At 71.7% G+C, this 19664-nt stretch carries 17 protein-coding genes and 2 pseudogenes; 8 read left to right on the top strand and 11 right to left on the bottom strand.

The window, feature by feature from the left end; all coding sequences use genetic code 11:
* Positions 1-103: 103 nt before the first annotated feature.
* Together ACZ4W5_RS35645 and ACZ4W5_RS35640 are read right to left on the bottom strand one after the other, a co-directional pair.
* Positions 104-718, bottom strand: coding sequence for a tetratricopeptide repeat protein (locus ACZ4W5_RS35645; protein WP_465659261.1), 615 nt, complete (start codon positions 716-718; stop codon positions 104-106).
* A gap of 968 nt (positions 719-1686) precedes the next feature.
* Complete coding sequence (locus ACZ4W5_RS35640; protein WP_465659254.1) at positions 1687-3057, bottom strand: AfsR/SARP family transcriptional regulator; 1371 nt, start codon at positions 3055-3057, stop codon at positions 1687-1689.
* Positions 3058-3450: 393 nt separating this feature from the next.
* Between ACZ4W5_RS35640 and ACZ4W5_RS35635 the strand changes: the two genes are divergently transcribed.
* A complete protein-coding gene (locus ACZ4W5_RS35635; RefSeq protein ID WP_465659253.1) occupies positions 3451-3792 on the top strand; it encodes a hypothetical protein in 342 nt (113 codons plus the stop codon).
* A gap of 526 nt (positions 3793-4318) precedes the next feature.
* Here the strand turns inward: ACZ4W5_RS35635 and ACZ4W5_RS35630 are convergent.
* From ACZ4W5_RS35630 to ACZ4W5_RS35615, 4 genes are all read right to left on the bottom strand, one after another.
* Positions 4319-4558 (bottom strand): hypothetical protein, encoded by a 240-nt coding sequence (locus ACZ4W5_RS35630; protein WP_465659252.1) that lies wholly within the window; start codon positions 4556-4558, stop codon positions 4319-4321.
* A 102-nt stretch (positions 4559-4660) separates the two neighbouring features.
* Positions 4661-5212, bottom strand: coding sequence for a TniQ family protein (locus tag ACZ4W5_RS35625; protein ID WP_465659250.1), 552 nt, complete (start codon positions 5210-5212; stop codon positions 4661-4663).
* Between the two features lie 38 nt (positions 5213-5250).
* Complete coding sequence (locus tag ACZ4W5_RS35620) at positions 5251-6285, bottom strand: AAA family ATPase (RefSeq protein ID WP_465659249.1); 1035 nt, start codon at positions 6283-6285, stop codon at positions 5251-5253.
* Entirely contained in the window at positions 6279-6443 is a 165-nt protein-coding gene (locus tag ACZ4W5_RS35615) for a hypothetical protein (protein ID WP_465659247.1), read from the bottom strand. Before ACZ4W5_RS35615 ends, ACZ4W5_RS35620 begins: the two co-directional genes overlap by 7 nt.
* 276 nt (positions 6444-6719) lie before the next feature.
* Between ACZ4W5_RS35615 and ACZ4W5_RS35610 the strand changes: the two genes are divergently transcribed.
* A complete protein-coding gene (locus ACZ4W5_RS35610; RefSeq protein WP_465659263.1) occupies positions 6720-6854 on the top strand; it encodes a hypothetical protein in 135 nt (44 codons plus the stop codon).
* 127 nt (positions 6855-6981) lie between these two features.
* On the opposite strand, the pseudogene ACZ4W5_RS35605 reads toward ACZ4W5_RS35610, so the two are convergent.
* Positions 6982-7170 (bottom strand): annotated as a pseudogene (locus tag ACZ4W5_RS35605) (hypothetical protein); the annotation flags it as partial.
* Between the two features lie 210 nt (positions 7171-7380).
* On the opposite strand from ACZ4W5_RS35605, the gene ACZ4W5_RS35600 reads away from it, so the two are divergent.
* The 3 genes from ACZ4W5_RS35600 to ACZ4W5_RS35590 are packed head-to-tail and all read left to right on the top strand — an operon-like array spanning position 7381 to position 11773.
* Positions 7381-8559, top strand: a complete 1179-nt coding sequence (locus ACZ4W5_RS35600; RefSeq protein WP_360241716.1) for a tyrosine-type recombinase/integrase — start codon at positions 7381-7383, stop codon at positions 8557-8559.
* Positions 8556-11186, top strand: a complete 2631-nt coding sequence (locus tag ACZ4W5_RS35595; protein WP_465659245.1) for a tyrosine-type recombinase/integrase — start codon at positions 8556-8558, stop codon at positions 11184-11186. Before ACZ4W5_RS35600 ends, ACZ4W5_RS35595 begins: the two co-directional genes overlap by 4 nt.
* A complete protein-coding gene (locus ACZ4W5_RS35590) occupies positions 11183-11773 on the top strand; it encodes a DUF6262 family protein (protein ID WP_360241723.1) in 591 nt (196 codons plus the stop codon). The genes ACZ4W5_RS35595 and ACZ4W5_RS35590 overlap by 4 nt, the downstream gene beginning before the upstream one ends.
* 81 nt (positions 11774-11854) lie before the next feature.
* On the opposite strand, the gene ACZ4W5_RS35585 is transcribed toward ACZ4W5_RS35590, so the two are convergent.
* Positions 11855-12271, bottom strand: a complete 417-nt coding sequence (locus ACZ4W5_RS35585; protein ID WP_360241726.1) for a nuclear transport factor 2 family protein — start codon at positions 12269-12271, stop codon at positions 11855-11857.
* A 58-nt stretch (positions 12272-12329) separates the two neighbouring features.
* Positions 12330-13196 (bottom strand): RNA polymerase sigma-70 factor, encoded by an 867-nt coding sequence (locus tag ACZ4W5_RS35580; RefSeq protein WP_465659260.1) that lies wholly within the window; start codon positions 13194-13196, stop codon positions 12330-12332.
* A gap of 232 nt (positions 13197-13428) precedes the next feature.
* On the opposite strand from ACZ4W5_RS35580, the gene ACZ4W5_RS35575 reads away from it, so the two are divergent.
* Both ACZ4W5_RS35575 and ACZ4W5_RS35570 read left to right on the top strand, forming a co-directional pair.
* Complete coding sequence (locus ACZ4W5_RS35575; protein WP_360241729.1) at positions 13429-13911, top strand: carboxymuconolactone decarboxylase family protein; 483 nt, start codon at positions 13429-13431, stop codon at positions 13909-13911.
* A 117-nt stretch (positions 13912-14028) separates the two neighbouring features.
* Positions 14029-14931, top strand: a complete 903-nt coding sequence (locus ACZ4W5_RS35570; protein WP_465659258.1) for an IS3 family transposase — start codon at positions 14029-14031, stop codon at positions 14929-14931.
* A 17-nt stretch (positions 14932-14948) separates the two neighbouring features.
* Here ACZ4W5_RS35570 and ACZ4W5_RS35565 read toward each other — a convergent pair whose 3' ends face one another.
* Both ACZ4W5_RS35565 and ACZ4W5_RS35560 read right to left on the bottom strand, forming a co-directional pair.
* Positions 14949-16430 (bottom strand): transposase family protein, encoded by a 1482-nt coding sequence (locus ACZ4W5_RS35565; protein ID WP_465659243.1) that lies wholly within the window; start codon positions 16428-16430, stop codon positions 14949-14951.
* Positions 16427-16918 (bottom strand): annotated as a pseudogene (locus tag ACZ4W5_RS35560) (TnsA-like heteromeric transposase endonuclease subunit); the annotation flags it as partial. The pseudogene ACZ4W5_RS35560 and the gene ACZ4W5_RS35565, both read right to left, overlap by 4 nt.
* 205 nt (positions 16919-17123) lie before the next feature.
* Between ACZ4W5_RS35560 and ACZ4W5_RS35555 the strand changes: the two are divergent.
* Positions 17124-17477 (top strand): hypothetical protein, encoded by a 354-nt coding sequence (locus ACZ4W5_RS35555; protein ID WP_465659241.1) that lies wholly within the window; start codon positions 17124-17126, stop codon positions 17475-17477.
* Positions 17478-19664: the final 2187 nt, after the last annotated feature.

Below are 19664 nucleotides of genomic sequence, written 5' to 3'. Positions count from 1 at the left end.
ACCCACGCCTCGCTCTCCCCCCCCCCGCCCCTCCCGCCCTCCGCCTCTCCTGCCCCCCCCCCCCCCCCCCCCCCCCCCCCCCCCCCCCCCCCCCCCCCCACGTTCAGCGCCGCACGTTCCGGAGCTGTTCGAGGCCGTCGAGGCTCTGCCGGAGCAGGGCGGGGATGGAGTGGTCCCGGCTGATCCCGGCCGCCTGCTCGAAGCAGGCACGGGCCTGCGGGAGCCGGCCGACGTGGGCATGGGCCCGGCCGGTGATGATCAGGCAGTCGGCGATGCCGCTCATGTCCCCCAGACCGCGGCGTATCGCCAGCGACTCGTCGAGAGCGGCGAAGGCGTCCTCCTGCCGGCCCAGTCCGATCAGGCAGTCGCCGATGCTGGCGAGCGTCGCGGCGACGTGCGTCAGGTTGCCGCGGGCCCGGCAGGCTTCGAGGACCCGGCGGAAGTGGGTGTGGGCGGCCTCGAAGTCCTCGTTGTGCAGGTACGCCGCGGCCAGGACCGCCCGCACCCTGATCGCACCCTCCTCCGCTCCCGTCGCCTGCTGGAGGGCCCAGGCCTCCTGGGCGTACACCAGGGCCCGGCCGCCCTCGCCCCGCCGGCCCAGGGCCATGGACAGGTTCGCCAGGACGGTGGCCCGGCAGACGTCGTCGTCATGTCCGCCGTCGAGGACGGCGAGTGCGGCCCGGGTGGTCTCGATCGCCTCGTCGTTGCGGAAGGCCATGCCGTGGGAGGCGCCGAGCCGACGCAGCGTCCATGCCTGGCCGAGGCGGTCCCCGTGCTCCTCGGCGGACCGCAGGGCGAGGTTCAGGCAGGTGTCCCACTCGCCCGTCCACCAGAAGGTGTTCGCGTACCCCGTGAGCCAGATCGCGAGCCGCCAGCTGAGATCCGGACGGGAGGAGTCCGCGGCACGGCGGATCGCCTCCTTGACGACGGGCAGTTCCCGTCGGCACCAGTCCAGGGCGTGCTGGGGGTCGGTGAAGGCGGGCACCGGTGCGGCGGGAGGCTCGGCCAGGCGCGGCGCGCCCGCCGCGTCGATGGCCGTGCCGGCGGCCTCCAGCGCGAGCGCGTACCAGACGCCCAGCCGCAGCGCGGCCTCCTCGCGGGCCCCGGCGGGCTCCTCCGCCAGGGCGCGCTGGGCGGCGAACTCCCCGAGCAGGTCGTGGAAGCGGTAGCGCCATGGCTCCGGTGTCTGCACCAGGTGGACGTCCGCCAGCAGTTTGAGCAGGTCGGCGGTGTGCTCCCGAGGCCGGTCCAGCAGGGCGGCCGAGGCGTCGACCCCCAGCGTGTGGCCCGCCCACAGGCCCAGCAGCCGGAAGGCCCGGGCGGCCTCGCGCTCCAACGGGTCCTCGCTGTCGCGGATGGCGAGGTAGCTGGCGGCGAAGGTCGTCTCGACGGCCAGCCGCCCCGCCGACAGGGCGCGCAGCCGCCCCCGGCTGTCGTCCAGGCGCGCGGCCAGGGTGCCCGGGCTCCAGGCCGGACGGGAGGAGAGCCGGGCGCCGACGATGCGCAGGGCCAGGGGCAGGCCCGCGCAGGCGGCCAGCAGGCGCAGCGCACCGTATGGGTCCTGCCGGATGCGCTCGGGCCCGCAGAGCCGGGAGAGCAGGGCGCGCTGCTCCTCGACGTCGAACGGGGCCAGGCAGAGCCGGGCGCCCGCGGGGAGGTCGGGGAGGGCGTTGCGCGAGGTGACGATCACGGCGCTGCGGCAGCCGCCCGGCAGCAGGGGCTCCACCTGGGCGGCGTCGCGGGCGCTGTCCAGCACCAGCAGGACGCGGCGGTCGGCGAGGGCGGTGCGCAGCAGGGCGGCCCGGTCGTCGGTGTCCTCGGGCAGGGGCCTCGCCGCGGCGCCGGGACCCGAACGGCGGTCGGGGCGCTCGGGGAGGTCGTCCAGGGCGGCGAGGAGGACGGCGAGCAACTCGTGCGGGTCGCGGGCGGGGGCGGCGCCGAAGCCGCGCAGATCGGCGTGGAGCTGGCCGTCGGGGTAGGGTGCCGGACGGCGTGGGCGGCCTGGACGGCCAGGGCGGTCTTGCCGATGCCGCCCATGCCGGAGACGACCGCGACCCGGGGGAGGGCGCCGGCGGGCTCGGCCGTGAGGAGCTCGGTCAGGGCTCGCAGGTCGCCTTCCCTGCCGGTGAAGTCAGCCAGGGCGGCGGGGAGTTGGGCCTGCGGACGGATGGTCCTCGCGGGCCGCCCGGGGACGCCGGGTTCCTCACGCCCGTTGCGTTCGCCGCGGCCCTCACGGCCCTCGCGGCCCTCACGGCTCTCACGGCTCTCACGGCCCTCACGGCCCTCACGGCCCTCACGGCCCGCGCGTTCCCCGTACTCGTCCTCGTCACGCAGGACCTGCTCATGGGCCTTCCGGACGGCGAGCCCGGGCTCGATGCCGAGCTCCTCGACCAAGGCGCGGCGCAGCCGCTGGTGGACGGCGAGGGCCTCGGAGCGCTGCCCGAGACGGTGCAGGGCGAGCATCAGCTGGGCGTGGAAGGCTTCGTGCAGCGGGTGCTCGTCCGTCAGCCCGGTCAGTTCGGGCACCAGCCCCCGGACGTGACCGAGGCGCAGCTCCGCCTCGATGCGCCACTCCAAGGCCTCCAGACGGGCCTCCTGCCACCGGCGGCGCGGAATCTGCGCCTCGGGGAGGTCCGGGAACTCGGCCAGCGGCACGCCGCGCCACAGGGCGAGGGCCCCCGCAGACTCCTCCCGTACGGCGTCCCAGTCCCCCCGCAACAGCGCCTCGCGGGCCCGCCGGACACCGAGGCCGAAAGCCTGGACGTCCAACTCGCCCCCGGCGACCTCCAGGAGGTAGCCGAGCGGGGTGGAGCGCAGGCGTTCGCCGTGCTCGTCGCCCAGCTGCGCGCGCAGGCGGGCCAGCATGTTGTGCAGCGAGGCGTTCGCGGAGGCCGGCGGGTCGTCTCCCCACAGGGCGGTCCTGAGCCGGTCCATCGGGACGGGCCGGCCGGGCTCCAGCAGGAGCACGGCGAGCAGCGTGCGGACCTTGGCGCCGCCGACCGCCCGCTCCCGGTCACCGATACGGACGAGGAGCGGGCCGAGCAGGCTGAAGTGCATGGTCGATCCCCCGGTCTGACGCACCGCGCCGGCTGTCCGTGCGCGGTGATCACGGACACCGTAGGGGACGGCTGCCCGGGGTGTTCAAGAGGGCTCACCTCAGGCGGTGCCGCTCCTCGCCGGTGCCGCCGAGGTGGGCGACGGGCCGGCACGCCTTCGCGGTTTTCGTCCGTGCCGAGGCCGCCTCCTCGGCCACGGCAGGGGGCCGTGAAGGTGACGCTTCCTCAGATGCGCCCGACCTGCCAAGATCCGCTGGTGAAACACGTGACTCACCGTCTCCATCCGGCACAGATACGCCGTCAGTGGATCTTCTCGACGCTCTTCCTGGCCGGTGGTGCCTACCTTCTCCACCGCGGTTCGTCTGTCCCGACAGAGGGCCGTGCCGTCGTCGTCATGGCGTTCGGCGCTCTCCTGATCACCGGTGGACTCCTCCAGGTGAGGGGCGCCTTCAGCAGCGTGAGCTTCGACGAGCGCGAGATCTGGTGGACCGGGGCGCTGGGCTCCCGCAAGAGGTTCGCCTGGGCGGACATCACCAACGTCGAAGTCGGCAAGAACCGCAACCGCCCCGATTCCGGGGACGTCGTGCGGGTCACCCACCGGGAGCACGGCGACTTCAAGCTTCCTGCGGTGATCGGCATGCCGGGCGCCTGGCGCGACCCGGACTTCGAGACCAAGGCGGCCGGCATCATCGCCGCCTGGCGTGCGGCGACGGCCACGGCCGAGCCGGCGACGTAGTCGGGCAACTGCGCCCCGGCCCCTCGCCCGCCTTCGGGCGAGGGGCCACCGCTCAGGACCGCGTCACGCGCCGTACCCAGCAGCGCCGGCTCGATCCGGCCGGGCGGCCGGCCGAGCGCGGTCCATCTCCAGGGACTCCTCGCGGCCGGTCCCGCACCGCACGGGACGATCCGCCCGGGCGGTCAGGTGGACGGCGTACACCTGTTCCAACAGGACGGCGTACACGACGGCGTGCGGCGCGATGTCCCGGCCTGCCACGAGTGTGGCGGGTCGGTGATTCGTTGAGTCGTGGTGTTCCCGGGCTGGGGGTTCATAGGTTGGTTGAGAAGGATCAGGCCGTGGTGGGGTCGGGTTCGGGACGGGAAGCCGGGTCCGGAGGGTGTTGCTGGCTGGGTATCAATGTGGTTTGAACTGCATGTTTTGGTGTTTGGTTGAGAACTTTCGGGTCGCGTGAGATGTGGTGGGGATTTCCGCAGTCTGGATGAGAGCCCTGTATGCGTCGGGATGGCTCGCGGGCCTTGGGGTTTCAGTGGGTGTGGTGGCGGGTCCAGGCGGTGAGGAGATCACGAGGCAGCGGGGTGAGGTGGGGCAGGTCGAGCGCGCGGGCGGTCGTGTTGAGGAAGGTGTGGACGGCCGGGTGGAGGCGGCCGTGGCGGGGTGAGGGGAACGGCCTGGTGGTGGCGATGGTGCGGGCGAGGGTGACGGTTTCAGGGTAGGTGACGGCGTCACGGGCCAGGAGTGTCCAGGAGCCGGTCACGGGCTGCACACCGGGGTTGGTGGCCTGGAGGAGCCGTCGGCGTTGCCGCCAGCGGGCGGTCAGGGTGGTGTGGGTGGAGTGGTCGTGCCAGCGGGTGGTGATCGCGGCGGCTCAGGTCCACGCGTCGGCGGCGTCTGTGCGGCGTTGTAGGCGCTGGTGGCCAGCGTGGGCACGGGTGAGTTCGGGGAGCGCGTCGGTTCGCAGGTTGTGGTGGGGGCCGGCGGCCCAGCGGCGGTGGCGTGGGCAGAGCCTGGCGTGGTCGGGCAGGTAGGTCAGGGCTTGGCCGGTGGTGCCGTGGGTGCGGCGCAGGGTGCAGGCGGGGCACGCTCGCGTGGGCGCCTCGTGGGGATTGAGCCTGCGCCAGACTGCGTGGCCGCCTGTGCGGCCCGGGTGCGCGGGGGCCTGGGGGTGGGTGTCCAGGCGGGGCAGGGCGTGGGCGAGGTGCTGGTGGGGGACGCGGGTGAACGCGGCGAGGTGGTGCTGTGCCGTGTGGTCGAGGTGGATCTCGGATCCTCCTGGTGACGGGCCGGGTCGGCCGGAGGTGGTGATGTTCAGGCCGTCCAGGAGGTAGGGCGGGGGCAGGTGGTGGGCCCGGGCGAGGCGGGTGAGCCAGGAGGCGGTGCTCTCCGCCGGCAGGGGCCGGACGTCTTGGGTGGTGGGCACGGGGGCGGGCAGCGTCGTCGCCCGGGACAGGTGAGCGGTCACCTCGGGCCGGGCGGTCGGCGTCGGGCCCGGTGGGTGGGGCGGTGGTGTTCTTCGGCGAGGTGGTCGAGGGTGATCGCCTCAAGGGAGGTCTTGGTGATCTTCTCGGTGCCGTCGACGATGGCGGTGATCGCGGCTTCGCGGATGAGACGGGAGAGGCTGCCGATCCGGCCTGCGGTGCGCTGGTGGAGGTAGGGGGCGAGTCGGCGTAGGGAGCCGGGGCGGTGGTGTGTGAGGTCGAGGGCGTTCTCGAACGCGGCCACGGTGGACCGGAACGGGGTCTGGTGGCCGTGGCGGGCGGGCAGGGGGTCGCAGTCGATCAGCGAGGCGCGCCCGGCGAGCTGGGCGCCGCGCACCCCGGTGAACAGCGGGGTGTCGGTGACGTCGACGCCGGCGTACACGAAGGTGGCGGGCAGCCGTTCGGTGAGGTCTTTGAGGAAGTCCGCGGCCTCGGCGCCGCCTGTGGTGCGGGGGTTGAGGCGGTGGATCTCGTCCACGAGGACCAGGCTGACTCCCAGGCTGGTGTACATGCTGCAGACGGTCGTGGTGAGCAGGGCCTGGGTCATGCGCGGGCCGACCGGCAGGCCGACGAAGCGGGCGAACTCGGCGGCCAGGCTCTTGGCGCTCGCTCCGGGCGGCACCAGGATGTACGCGACTGGCGCCCGCCCGGGGATGGGAGTGCGGGACAAGGACCGCTGGTGCAGTTCGTAGGTGCGCCCGACTTCCTGTAGGGCGGTGCTCTTGCCGGTGGTGGGCGGTCCGGTGACGATCAGTCCGGGCCGTGCGGTGCCGTCCTGGTGGCGCCCGAGCAGTGTGAGGGTTCGCACGCTGGTGGTGATCTGGTCCAGGGCCGGGGTGCGGACGACGACGAACCGGGAGTGGTAGACCAGGCGTTGGGCCGCGCTGCGCCGGGGCTTGTCCGGTGAGGGCGGTGCGGGCCGTTTGCGGTCGACGAAGCGCCGCCATTCCTCCCACGTGGTGGGCGTCGCGGTCCCGGCCTGGACTGCGGGCTGGCCGGCGGTCGGGGTCACCACTGCTGCGCCTCCTCGGCCGCGTCGTACAGGCCGAAGCTGGTGTCCACTGCATCCTCATCGTCCAGTTCGTCCTCGTCGTCCCAGGCGAGGTCGGCGTCGAGGCCGTCCTCGTCCTCCTCACCCTCACCGCGCGGGTGCGGACTTCCTGGCGGTGACATCGGTGTGGGCCACGGTTCGGCGGCGTCGAACAGCGCCGCGGGGGCCTCGCCTTCCCCGGCCGCCGTCTCGGACCGTGCAGCGCCGGCCCGCCGCGGCCTCGGAACAGCCGACCCGTGGTCGTCAGGCTGCTGCCCGGGGCCTGAGTTCTCCGGGGCGGCGGTCTGCTTCTGGCGCCTCGTCTTCCCGCGTCCTCGGGTCTGTCCGCCCGGGTCCTCCACGGCACCGACGGGCCCACCGGGCCCGCTGGTGTGGTCGTGGGGGAGGGCGGCGGGTGCGTGGCGGGTGATCAGAGCGTGTTCGCGGGGGTGGGTGGTGCCGGTGCGGGCGCGGCGCAGGAGGTCGTCGAGGGCCTGGGCGAGGTCGGCTTCGTGCCGGTCGCGGTCCCCGCCGCCGGGCGACGGTGTCCTTGAGGTGCTGCCACAGCTGGTCGCCGAAGGGCTGGTGGACGTGGTCGGCGTGGATCCACGGGATCGCCGTGAAGGCGCCGTCGCCGAGGCGGACCCAGATCCGGCGGGCGTCATGGGGGTTGTGGTGGACCTCCCACCGGTCCCGCTGCGCCGTGGTGCCGGAGGGCTGGCCGCGGTAGTCGGTGAGCGCGGGGTGGTCGTAGGTGCGGTGGTTCAGTCGGATGCCGCGTTCGGTGATGGGCTTCCATACGACGGGCAGCAGTTCGATGTAGTCGTCGCCGGTCAGGGGGAGCGGTACGTGGCCGGTGGCGCCGAGCATGGCGCCCCACATCTCGTTCGGGGTCAGGGCGGTGGCGGGCATCGAGGGGTGGCGCAGTCCCTCGGTGGGACGGTTCTGCCACTCGACTTTACCGACCGCGAGTTGTGCTGCCCGTGATGTCCGTCTGGGCCTGTGACATGGACGTCGCGGGCTCGTTTACCGACCGGGACCGGGACGTCGGTCATGTTCCGGAGTCGGTACGGAGGACGAGTGGGACGGCACGTAGTCATCAGGGATTTGAGGGTCCAGCAGATCGAGCACAAGGGCGGGCGGCGGTCCTGGACGATCCTCTGGCCCGAGGGCACGGTGCACGCCGAGGCGGACCGGTTCCTACGGCAGCACGACGGCTCGGGCACGCAACGGACCTACGCGTATCTACTGGTGGACCATCTGCGCTGGCTGGAGCGTGAGTGCCTGACCTTCGAGCTGGTCCAACTGCGCGACTTGGAGCGGTACATGGGCATGGTCGGGGCCGAGGTCCGTATGCCGCTCGGGGAGCCGTGGCGGGTGGGCAAGCGCCCCTACGGCCGGTCCGCCGTGTCGGCGGCGGCCTCCTGCCTTAAGGGCTTCTACCTGCACCAGGCGTCCCTCGGCGTCAACGTCGAGCTCGGCGAGAAGCTCGACGGCACGCGGCTGCCGTCCCGGGTGGACCGCCGCCGCTCGCTCCTCGGGCACGTGAAGACGGCCATGCCCGCGAACCCGCTCGCGCCGAAGGGGCCGCACCGCCGGCATCCGAAGATGCTGCCGGACGGTTCCCGTGAGCGGCTGCTGGAGACGGTGAACTCGGCCCGGGACCGGCTTCTGGTGACCTGGCTGGCCGACGGCGGACTTCGGATCGGCGAGCTCTGCGGGCTGCACCTGGTCGACCTCCACCTGCGCGAGAACGCGGCCTGCGGTGAGTGCCGCAGCCCCCACCTGCACGTCTGCCACCGCGCGGACAACCTGAACCGGGCCGAGGCGAAGACCAAGCACCCCTGGCGGATCGAGCACGGCACGATCACCGGCGGCCTGATCAAACGGGTCAGCCCGGCGATGGTGCACACCTACTTCGACTACCTCACCGGCGAGTACCCGAGCGGTGCCCGGCACGGCATGCTCCTGGTCCAGCTGCACGGCGCCGACGCGGGCCGGCCCTGGGCCCCGGTCGGGGCCCGGCGGATGCTCGGCCGTGCAGGGAAGCGCGCCGGACTCGGCACCGTGAAGCCCCATGCTTTCCGGCACACCTTCACCTCCGCCGTCCTCGACGCCGCCGACGGAAACCTGCTAATCGCCCGGGACGCCGGCGGCTGGGCCTCGGCCGCCACGGTCGACGAGGTCTACGGCCACGTCGACATCCACGATCCCGCCTTCGACGCGGCCCTGCGCACGGTCTGGGGTGAGCCGAAGTGACTGTGACGTCCCTGCTGCCGCAGCAGGACACCCGCACCGGCCGGGACCGGCTGGAAGTCCTCACCGCGCTGATCGGTGCCCCATCGTTCGACCCGCTGTTCCGCCCCGACATCGTCAAGGTCCCGCCGAACCATCCCGTCTACCGGTGGAACTGCCTGGCCGCGGACTGCGAGAGGTCCACGATGGGGCACGGCGACCTGTGCTCGGCCCACGAGATGCTCTGGCGCGAGCACCGCGACCGTGGAGGAACGCGAGCCGAGTTCTTCCGCGCCGCGCCGCCCGTCGGTCCCGGTGAGGGGGTCGAGCAACGGTCGTGCCGGATTTGCCCTGGGCGGCCCGCCCGTCACCTCACGCTGGAGCTCTGCCACTACCACGAGTACCGCTGGTATCACCATCGCGACCGGCACGGTGACGACGCTGACTTCGACGCCTGGCTCCTCGATCAGAACTCGCTGCCCGGCTTCGGCAGTTGCCGGGTCCAGGTCTGCCCGGAACTGGCGGATTCCCCGCTCGGTCTGTGCTTCCGCCACGACCGCCGCTACCGCCGACAGGGCAGGCCAGGGGGAGCGACCTTGCCCTCTCAGTGGGGCAACCGCTACGGCCGGCGCGGCCTGGCCGCGCCGGCCAGCTACGATGACGAACACGCCTTCGAGCGCTGGTGCGCGAGTGCCCCGGCGGTGCTCCGGCCCGCGCAGGTCAACCTCCGGGGGCTTCATCCGCTGCTGCGGGCCGAGATCAAGTGGGGCCTGTTCGCCCACACCCAGAAGGCACACGGCCGCTGGGAACTGGTCACCTGGCAGGGCCTGGCGAACTTCGCCCGCGAGCACGGTCTCCGGTCGCTGACAGACGCAGGCCCCGAAGAGGAACGGCTTCTGCAGAACGCGGTCAGCCGTGAGGCGGTCCACATCGTGCGGGCCGTGACCGGCTGGCTGCACCCCCTCTACGTGACGCCGGCCGAGACGCGCGAGCTCGGATACATCCTCACCGAGCACTCCGGGCGGAAGCTCACCGGCCGCTCGGTCCAGATGGACCTCACCGGCATCTCCCAGCGGTGGCTGCGCGATCTGATCTGGGACCACTTGGTCGCGATCCTGCGTTCTCCCAGCTGCCCGCGCAGTGGGGGCACCTTCGACGACATGCGCCGCGCTGGTCTGGAGCTGAGCACTTTCCTGGAACTCCATGCTCCCGCCGGCGGCCACGACCCGCAGGTGCTGACGGCCGAGCACATGCACCAGTTCGTCGCCGACCAGCGGCAGCGCGAGCGGGACGGTCTCGTCTCGCTGGCGGCCAGAGGCGTCTACGGCAAGCCGTCGATCGTGACCGCCAACACCCGACAGCGCGTCTTCCACCGCACCCGGCGGCTCCTGCGTGGGGCCCTGGAGTCGGGAGAGGCCCAACGCCTCGGCCTGGACCGGGCCTTCATCGCCGCCATGCCTGCCCCAGGGCGGATGGTCAGCCACTCTCGGTCGCCGTTCGCCGACGGTGTCGCTCGCGCGCTCGCCGACGAGACCAACCTGCGCAGGCTCGCCGAGTCTTACGACCCGTTCGACCGCGGCCTGCGGGACGCCTGGGAGACGATCATCGTCACCGGCCGCCGCTGCGGCGAGGTCCTCAAGCTCCGTCTGGAGTGCCTCGGCCGCTACGGCGGACTGCCGATGCTCTGGCACGACCAGACCAAGGTCGGCAACTACGATCAGGCCCTGCGGATCCCCGAGCGGGTCCACCAACTCCTGGAAGCACGCCAGCGCAAGACCCTGACCCTGTTCGAGACCCGCAACAACCGGCCACCCACCGTCGAGGAACGTGCCCAGATGGCGCTGTTCCCCACGAACATCCGGAACCGCGACGGGCGCCAGCCGCTGTCCTACAAGTGGTTCCACAAGGGCTTCAAGCTCTGGATCGACGAGCTCGACATCGGCCGCTGGGTCCCTCACCAGGCCCGGCACTCGCTGGCGACCAGCCTGCTGCGGGCCGGGGCCAGCCTGACCCACGTCCGCCGCTACCTCGGCCACGTCTCCGAGAGGATGGCCGAGCGCTACATCCACCTGACCCAGTCCGACCTGGAGGACGTCCTCCAGCACGTCTGGGTCGCCGGCCCCGGGAGCGCCAACCCCGGCGAACTCCTTACCGAGCCGACGACCTCGCTCACCCGCGAGCAGGCCCAGGCCATCGCCGTCGACCTTTCTCGCCGCAGCACCCCGGCCGAGGGCGGCTTCTGCACCTTCCAGCCCGTCGTCGACGGCGCGGCCTGCCCCTGGAACCTCGACTGCCACAACTGCGACAAGTTCGTGCTCTCCGGCGCCGACCTGCTCTACTGGCGGCGCAAGCGCGAGCAGTGGCGGCTGCTGGCCGAAGGCGCCCCCGACGACGCCACCGCTGACTACCTCCACCGCTACTTCGAGCCCACTGCCCGCGCCATCGACGGCCTGGAGAAAGCCCTCGCGGGACTCGGCTTCCTTCACGACGCCCTCGCCCTGGACCTGCGCAAACCACAGGACTACTTCCACCGGATCTGGTCCACCGCCTTCCGCGCCGCCGACCTCGCCGACGCGGGCAACGACGAACAGGACGAGTACAGCGATACCTGCACAGCCGCGAACAACGACCCTGAACAGGAAGTTCCATGAGCACCACCACCATTCCCGAGCCCCGCACCGCGGCGGCCCTGGTCGCCCGCCGCCGCAAGACCGAGACCGCACTGGAGCGGGTCCACCAGGCCATCGGCAAGCTCCGACGCGAGAAGGCCCAGATCAGCGTCGCCGCCGTCGCCCGCCGGGCGGATGTCTCGCGGACCTTCCTCTATGACAACGTCGAGGCCCGAGCAGCGGTCGCCGCGGCAATGGCCGAGGCTGGCGAACGCCGGACCCAGGTTCTTGCCGAGCAGGACGACGAGCGCGAGGCGACCTGGCGCGAACGTGCCCTCAACGCTGAGGAAGGTCTCAAGACCGCCCAGGCCGAGATCCTCACCCAGCGCACCCGCATCGGCGAACTCCTCGGCCAGATCCGCGACTTGCAGGCCGAATGGACCGAGGAAGCCATCCAACGGATCACCACCGAGAACACCACACTCAAACAGCGCGTCCGCCACCTCACCGTCGACAACCGCACCCTCGACGAGCGGCTCAAGGCCGCCCGCTCCAACCTCCGCTTCCAAGACCGACGCGTCGCCGACCTCGAAGCCCGCATTGCAGAATCGGACCGACAACATGAGTAGGTGTTTTCGGACACTGGGACAGGGATCAATCGAAGTGGGCGAGGCCAGGCTCAGCAATTCATGGCTCGCATCGCTACCGCGTCACCCCAGTCGCGTCACGCCATTCAAGGGAACGCGTCGAGGTGACACCTTGCGATAGCAGATCCGCCAGCCGTCGCCTGTGCGCACCACAGTGTCGTCGTAGGTCACGGATCCGCACGTCCCATCTGCTTTGATGCCCAGCCCCTTGGATCGGACGGACACTTGGTCGTCCTGAGGAGGGGCGATGACGATATTGGTGACGTGGTGCGCGACAGGATTGGCGTCGCCCAGTGCCAGCGCGGCTTCCCTGACGGCCACCACCCCGGCGAGTCGGCCCTGACCGAAGTCGGTCAGGTCGTAGATGACGTCGGAGGTGAACAGCTTCTCCAGTCCGTCCAGGTCACCATCATCGACCACGTGCCCATGTGACGAGATCAGCTCTGCGATGGCCAAGCGGTCTGCGAGCGTAATCTCCATGTGGTCTCCTCCCTCGGTCCGGTCGTTAGCTGGGTGATGATGCCATGGCGCCCAAGACTCAGCGTCGCAGGGCGGTCTCCCGATCCATACGCGACAACTTCTCGGGGTTGCGCACCGCGTAGAGCCCGGTGATGAGACCGTCGTCGATGCGCAGCGCCATGACAGTGTCGAGCTCGCCGTCGAGGCGGACAACCAGCGCCGGGCAGCCGTTGACGGATGCCGGCCGCAGCGACACCGCGGCAGCGATCCTGCCCAACACGTGAGCCACCGGCTCGGCCCCCACGACGGGCGTCAGCGCGGCCCGTACGACTCCGCCGCCGTCACCCAAGAGGACAACGTCCGGCGCGAGGATGCCGAGCAGGTTCTGCAGATCGCCCGTTTCGATCGCCTGTTGGAACGCCTCGAGCGCGCGGCGGGTCTCGGAAACGGAAACGATCCCGCGCGGCCGGCGCGCGGCGACGTGAGCTCGTGCCCGGTGGGCGATCTGGCGGACCGCGGCCGGACTCTTGTCGACGGCTTTGGCGATCTCGTCGTACTCGAGGTCGAACACCTCGCGCAGCACGAACACCGCCCGCTCGGTCGGCGCGAGCGTCTCCAGCACCAGCAGCATCGCCATCGAGACGCTGTCGGCCAGCTCGACGTCCTCGGCCACGTCGGGCGCGGTCAGCAGCGGCTCGGGCAGCCAGGGGCCGACGTAGGACTCCCTGCGGCGCCCCAGCGTACGCAGCCGGCTCAGCGCCTGGCGGGTGGTGATCCGGACCAGGTAGGCACGCTGGTCCCGCACAGTGTCGAGGTCGACGCCCACCCACCGCAGCCAGGCCTCCTGCAGGACGTCCTCCGCGTCGGCGGCCGAGCCGAGCATCTCGTAGGCGACGGTGAAGAGCAGGTTGCGGTGGGCGATGAACGTCTCGGTGGCAGAGTCCATGCGGCCGCCCGGAGGGAGCGGCTCGGGGGCGTCCGTGGTGTGCTCACTCAATGCCGGCTCCTGCCCTTCCGTTCTCGGATGTACCGCACACGAGACGCCGGTCCCCACCGCTTTGTGACACCCGCAGCCAGTGGTGCACGTCACATCGCCGCGTCGTCACAAGGACCGGGCTATCGGCATCTTGTGTCCGTCCCGTGCGGCTGCACACGACACCACGAGTGAGGACCGACCGATGGAACCCCGATTCAACCTGTTCGACAGCCCGACCGCCGCGAAGGTCGCCAAGCGGTTCTACAACGCCTCGTTGGCGCTCCGGGAGTCGACGCTGCCGAAGACCGTGCAGGAACTGGTGGAGTTGCGCGCCAGCCAGATCAACGGCTGCGGCTTCTGTGTCGACATCCACACGAAGGAGGCCGCGGCCGCCGGGGAAACGCCGCTGAGGCTCAACCTGGTCGCCGCCTGGCGCCACACCACCGTGTTCACCGAGGCCGAGCGTGCCGCTCTAGCGCTCACCGAGGAGGGCACCCGGCTCGCCGACGCCGACCAGGGCGTGTCCGACGAGACCTGGGCCGAGGTACGCAAGCACTACGACGACGACCAGGTCGGTGCGCTGGTGTGCCTGGTCGCCATGATCAACGCGGCCAACCGGATGAGCGTGATCCTGCACAACCAGGGGGGCTCTTACGAGCCCGGCATGTTCGCCGCGCTCGACTGAGTGCGACGGTTGGAAGACTGGGCACTCATGGGACGGCCCGTCCACCGTCCCGGTGGACGGGCCGTCCCATGAGATCACCGCGGCCTTCTTCGCGCAGGACACGCTGAAGTAGGCGCCCTGTGCGCCTTCATCGACGCGGAGAAGGCCACCGACACCAACTCCGGCGGCTTCAGCGTGGCACTGCTGTGCCGCGTCCTGGGCCTGCCGCGCTCCACCTACTACGCGCACGTCGCGGCCGCCCCGGCCCGGCGGGCACGGCAGCGAGCCGAGGAGAAGCTGGTGGGTGAGATCCGGGTCCTGCATGCCGGCTCGCGCGGTGCCTACGGCGTTCCCCGAGTCCACGCGGCCCTGGCGCGGGTTGGCCGTGCGGTCAACCGCAAACGAGTCGAGCGGCTGATGCGTGCGCACGGCATCACGGGCATCACCCGCCGCCGACGCCGGGGCCTGACCCGGCAGGCGAAGCGAGCCGTGTTCCCGGCCGACCTGATCGGCCGGGACTTCACCTCACCCAGACCAGGGACGCGGCTGGTCGGCGACATGACCGAACTGATCACCGAGGAAGGGAAGTTGTACCTGGCGACCTGCATCGACCTCGCAACGCGGGAGGTGGTCGGTTGGGCGCTGGCGGACCACCATCGGGCCGAGCTCCCAGTCGCCGCGCTGCGGCTGGCGGCCGGACGCGGACAACTGGAGGCGGGCTGCATCATGCACACCGACCGCGGCAGCGAATACACCAGCAGTGAATTCCGCTCGGCCATAACCGAGTTGGGCATGCGACAGTCGATGGGCCGGGTCGGATCCTGTTACGATAACGCCGCAGCGGAGAGCTGGTTCGCCCTGTTCAAGGCCGAAATCGGCACCACAGCGTGGGCCACCCGAGCCCAGGCCCGAGCCGACATCTTCCGCTTCATCGAAGTCGAATACAACCGCACCCGGCTCCGCAGGCACCCCGAACTCGGGTACCTCACCCCACTCGAAACCCGGGTCAGTCTGCAGCGCGACTTCACCCCCGCAGCGTAGAAACCCGCTGTCCAAGATCAAGGGGGAACTTCACTACGACAACGACCCCAACTCCCCGTCCCGGACATGTAGTCTATGAATCGTCGCAGTTCAGAGCCGGTTTGCGCGCTCCTGCGGTCGGTAAACACGGCGGTGATCCACTGGTCGAGGAGGTCTTGCAGCTGGGCGACGCTCCACACGGCCTCGCGCTGGCTGTCGGAGCCGCGGCGCAGGACGTTGGAGCCGGTGTGGCCGGCGACGTGCTGGCCAAACAGGGTGTTGATGGACCCGAAGGCGCGCTCGACGTGGCCCTTGGCGGTGGGGCGCCGGGGCGGGGTGGGCTGCACGCTGATGCCCAGGCTCTCGCAGGCGGCCAGGAACGCCGCGGAGAGGAAGATCCGGCCGCGGTCGACGACCACGGTCTCCGGCACCACGACCGGGCGGCCCGCGGCGGCCTGCAGGCGCCTGTCCGCGTCCAGGAGGTCCTCGTACGGCACGGGCGCGCGGGACATGGCCAGGGCGTCTGGCCAGCCCGAGCGCAGGGAGTGCGGGACGGCCATCTCGGCGAGCAGCAGCGCCGCGTCGACGGCCTTGGTGCTCGCCGGGCGCAGGACGGCGGCCAGGATGGAGCGGGTGGCGACGTCCAGCGCGATGGTCAGCTCCGGGCGGCCGGTGGTGCCGTCAGCGAAAACGGCCACGACATCCAGGCGGGTGGAGTCGAGCATGACCTGCTCGCCCGGCCGCAGCGCCACCGCCGGCGTGAACGGCCGCCCCGGTGAGGCGGTGGCGGTGCGCGCCGGCCGGCCGGGCAGTTCGGCGGGATCGGCCAGTGCCTTCACCAGCCGGTAGAACGTCGCCTGCGCCGGCAGCTTCACCACCCCCACTCCGTACCGCTCGTCCAGCACCTGGCGAGTGAGCTGCATCAGCCCCTTCACCGTGCCCTTGGAGCGGCCGCGCTGGCGCCGCAGCGCCTCCAGCACCGCGGCGACGACTTTCTCGTCGGCGCGCCCGGTGCGGCTGGCGGGCTTGGTGGTGCGGTGGTCGACCAGCCCCCACAGGCCCTGGCGCCGGTAGTTCAGCCGCATCCGCTGCACGGTGCTGACAGCGACGTGTTCCCACCCCAGGGCGGTGAGCTCCGCGGCCTTGGCCTGCTCCCGCTCGGCGAGCGTGTGCAGTTCCGGGTCGTACTGCGGCCGCGGCACCCCCGCCGCTCCCTCCCCGCCGGCGAGTCCGTACTCCACTTCCTGGATGTGGCGCTGCCAGGCCAGGGCCTTCTCCTGCTCGCGCACCGGCACCGTCTGGAACAGCCCCCACTGCGGCACCCCCACCTGCGGCCGCGCGCCGGTCACCGCGAAGTCCGGCGCCGCCACCAGGTGCCCGGCCAGCACGGTCGCGACCTCCCCGCGCTCGCCGGCCAGCCGCACCAGCTGCCCCTCCACCCCGACCACCTGCCACCCGCGCCCGTCGAAGACGATGTGCGCACCCACCGCCAGCACCCGCCGACCCGACCCGCCGCTCACGCAGCCACCCCCCGGCCCACCACGGTCCCGGCGTCCAACGGCCTCTCCGCCAACCCCGCGGACAGAGCACCGGACCACAGCAGATGGAAGACCATCGGCCCCGCCCGCAACGGCACCCCCACCGCCGCGACCCCATCCGCAAGCGGCCGCGGCTCGGCGAACGCCGTCAGCACCGCCTCACGCAGGACCCCGTCAGCACCGAACCGGGGGTGCCGGTACCCGGCCAGCCACCGCACATTCGCCGCCACCACCGGCGACGGCGGCTCCAACCGCCGGTACACCCACCCCACCCCCTCACACACCTGCGCCAGCACCCGCGCCGCCCGCTGCGCCGCCGGCCCGCCCACGCCCGCAACGGCAGGACAGTCGGCCAGCAGCGCCCCGCCGTCCGCGTAGCGGGCGAACAGCTGCGGCACCCAGGAACGCACCACTCCGTCCTCCTCACGCCACAGCAGCCGCACCGGCCGCCCCGCCAGACCGGTCACCGAACGCTCACGGTCCTACAGCATCAACTGCATCCGCATCGCCATCGACCCGTGCGCCACCAACCGCCCCGTCGTCGAAGACCACCACCACCCCGGACCCCAGCTGCGCCCCGGCACCACTGGGAACGCCGAAACCGGCCTTAACTCCTCGAACCGCACCTGTCCGGCCGCCCGCCCCAGGCACTGCTGGACCACCTCGCCAGCGACCGTGACGAAGAACGCCTCCACCCTCGCCGCATCCATCAAACCCACCCTCACCGCAGAGACCCGCCGTCAGGCAGTCAAGTCCGTTGAGAATCCGGCAGATAGAAGAACGGACACCGTTCACTCCAACGAGTGCTGCACCTCTCGCTTGCTGTGCCTGTGCTGGACGTGCCGGGGGTCGATCGGGGGGAAGGAGGGCTCGAAGCTGGAGCTGCGGGAGAGGGCCCGGCCGGACCGGCTGGAGTGCCCCGACTGCGTACAGGCCCGCGTCGCAAGGGACTTGGGGCCGCTGGTGCTGCCGGCCCAGACCAAGCGCGAGCTGGTGGCCGCGCTGGTCTCCGCTCCGGATGACCCGTGATGGGAGGACCGTGTGCTGCACGCGAAGCTCTACCCGGCGAAGGGCGGGTGTGACCTGTTGGTTGTGGTGGGCGTGGAATGGCCTCTCATGCCATATTGTCTGGACCTTTGGTTGGACCTGTTGGCGGCGTGGGCCGGGGTGGCTGTGGTCCGAGTTTGGTGACTGTGTGTGGTGGTGGGGTGGGGTCGGGGGTGGGGTGGGGCTGGTCGGGGGGTGGGCGGGGTGGTGTGGGTTGTTTTCGGGGGTGAATTCCGCTGGTAATTCCGTGTGGTTGTTTTGGTGGATTAGCTGCCGGGTGGTGGTGTGGATTCGGGTTGGAATTGCGGTGGTGTGGTGGTGGCGGGGGTTGGTGTTCGGTTTGGCGGGGTCGGGTTGCGTGCTTCTCGGTGGCCGCTGTGCGGGCCGCCGGCCTCGGTGGCTCCCCCGCCTGCCCGGTGCCCGCCTGCTGCCCGCTGGTGGGGGCCCGGTCCGCCGTCCGGCGCTGCTGCTCGCTGCTGGGCCCGGCCGTCGTCCTGGTCGGCCGCCAGGCCGTCCCGCTGCGCCCGGCTCGGCCGCGCCGTCCCGTCGTCCTGGTCGGTCTGGGTGCTGCTGGGTGCCGCCGTTCCGGCTGGACGGCTGGGTGGCCGTCAGGCCGCTGTGGAGGCCGCTCTGGTGGCGGTTCGGGAGTAGTGGGCGGGTTGTCGCGCCTGCTGTCGCGTTGCTTGTCGCGTTGGGGTGGTGTCGTGTGGTGTGACGTGGGCGGATACCCCTGATGCCCTGTGTGTGGTCTGGGCGCGACAGGTGGGTGCGACAGGGTGCCGGGGCGGGGTGGCGGCTGCTGCTGGGTGGTGGCGGTCGGGAAGGCCGGCCTGCTCGACGGCCTGGTGCTGGTGGTGGTGCTTGGCGGTCTGGCGGGGGTGTAACGCGGGGGTGCAACGCGGTGTTGCGCCCGGGTGCAACACGGGGCCGTGTTGCGGGTCTGACCAGGTGTTATGTGGCTGGGAGGGCCCGGGGCGGGGCGCGTTGCGGTGCCGTGTTGCACCCGCCGCGCCGGTCCGCCGGCCTCGACACCTGCCCGCGCCGCCCGGTGCTGCGTCCTGGCCGCCGTCCCGGCCGCCCCGCTGCGCCCGGCTCGGCCGTCCGGCCGCCGCGTCTTGGCCGCCGTCCTGCCCAGTGTTCGGTTTGGTGGTGCTGCTCCGGGAATTGCCGGGCTGACGGCGCGCGCTGTTTTTCGGGCGGTCTGGGTTGGCGGTCGTGGTGTCGGTGGCGAGGGCCGTAGGCCCCTTTCCCGCGTGCCTGAATTGGATTTCTTCCCGCTGCACCGCTTGGGGATTTCGGGTTGCGTTACGAAAGGAATCCGGAAAGGAATTCGCATTTCCGTCTCTGATGTCATCGGATAGTGCCGGGATGGACGGTTGACGCGAGTCTGGCTGTTCACGTCTCGGAGCCGTTCGAAAGCCGGTAGGATAGAGCCGTTCGGCGTTCCGGGAAACGCCGCCTGATGCGCTTCGGATGCCGGTCCGGTATCTGCGGTTGAGGTGCCGTCAGGGGCCGCTGTTCGGGGCGCTCGTGAGAGCCCGCCACGGGGCAGGGGAGGACCGGGCCGGACGGGGGGCCCGGGGTTGGCACCCGAGGGCCGCAGGCCCCGCTCCGAGGGCGGCGGATGGGCCAACAGCCCAGCAACCGCAAGGCTGTCCCGGCCATCGGCCGGGACCGGGGGAGCGGACCGGGGGGTGGGGTTGTGGCTAGTACCCGAAGTCCGCGACACATCGTCAACGCCCGGCGCCGCAGGCCCGGGCCGACACCCCCTCCCGATCGAGGGAAGGGGCCGCTACCCGAATTTCGCGTCACATCGTCAACGCTCACCCCCGGGCGCAGCCCGGGAAACCCAGCCAGTAAACCGGCCCGTAGGGCCGTGAAAAACACCAGCCAACTGACCGGGAAAGCCGACCGATTGACAGGCCGTAGGCCCGGCGCATTGCCCCGGAATTGGCGGAGCGCAGCGACGCCGGACGCTCGCCCCAATGGCGCGTGCCGCGCCCCACGAATTCGCCATCGGCGAATTCCCCCAACCACCCGCCGCCCGCCGAGGCGCAGCCGAGGCCACACCACGCACGGTGACGCCGTAGGCGGCACCCCCGGCTGACGCCGCGTCAGCGGCGCCCCGGCCGCCAGGCCGGGGGTAAGGCCCTTAGGGCCTTCCGCCCC

This window comes from Kitasatospora sp. NPDC029367, from assembly GCF_055569135.1.
The sequence above is the reverse complement of the archived record's forward strand: the minus strand, read 5'-3'. Positions and strand labels throughout refer to the sequence as shown.

Bases quoted from the DNA above. Each gene is read 5' to 3' on its own strand.
- ACZ4W5_RS35645 (WP_465659261.1), bottom strand. From the start codon at position 718: ATGGCCTTCCGCAACGACGAGGCGATCGAGACCACCCGGGCCGCACTC.
- ACZ4W5_RS35640 (WP_465659254.1), bottom strand. From the start codon at position 3,057: ATGCACTTCAGCCTGCTCGGCCCGCTCCTCGTCCGTATCGGTGACCGG.
- ACZ4W5_RS35635 (WP_465659253.1), top strand. From the start codon at position 3,451: ATGGCGTTCGGCGCTCTCCTGATCACCGGTGGACTCCTCCAGGTGAGG.
- ACZ4W5_RS35615 (WP_465659247.1), bottom strand. From the start codon at position 6,443: ATGTCACCGCCAGGAAGTCCGCACCCGCGCGGTGAGGGTGAGGAGGAC.
- ACZ4W5_RS35590 (WP_360241723.1), top strand. From the start codon at position 11,183: ATGAGCACCACCACCATTCCCGAGCCCCGCACCGCGGCGGCCCTGGTC.
- ACZ4W5_RS35585 (WP_360241726.1), bottom strand. From the start codon at position 12,271: ATGGAGATTACGCTCGCAGACCGCTTGGCCATCGCAGAGCTGATCTCG.
- ACZ4W5_RS35580 (WP_465659260.1), bottom strand. From the start codon at position 13,196: ATGGACTCTGCCACCGAGACGTTCATCGCCCACCGCAACCTGCTCTTC.
- ACZ4W5_RS35575 (WP_360241729.1), top strand. From the start codon at position 13,429: ATGGAACCCCGATTCAACCTGTTCGACAGCCCGACCGCCGCGAAGGTC.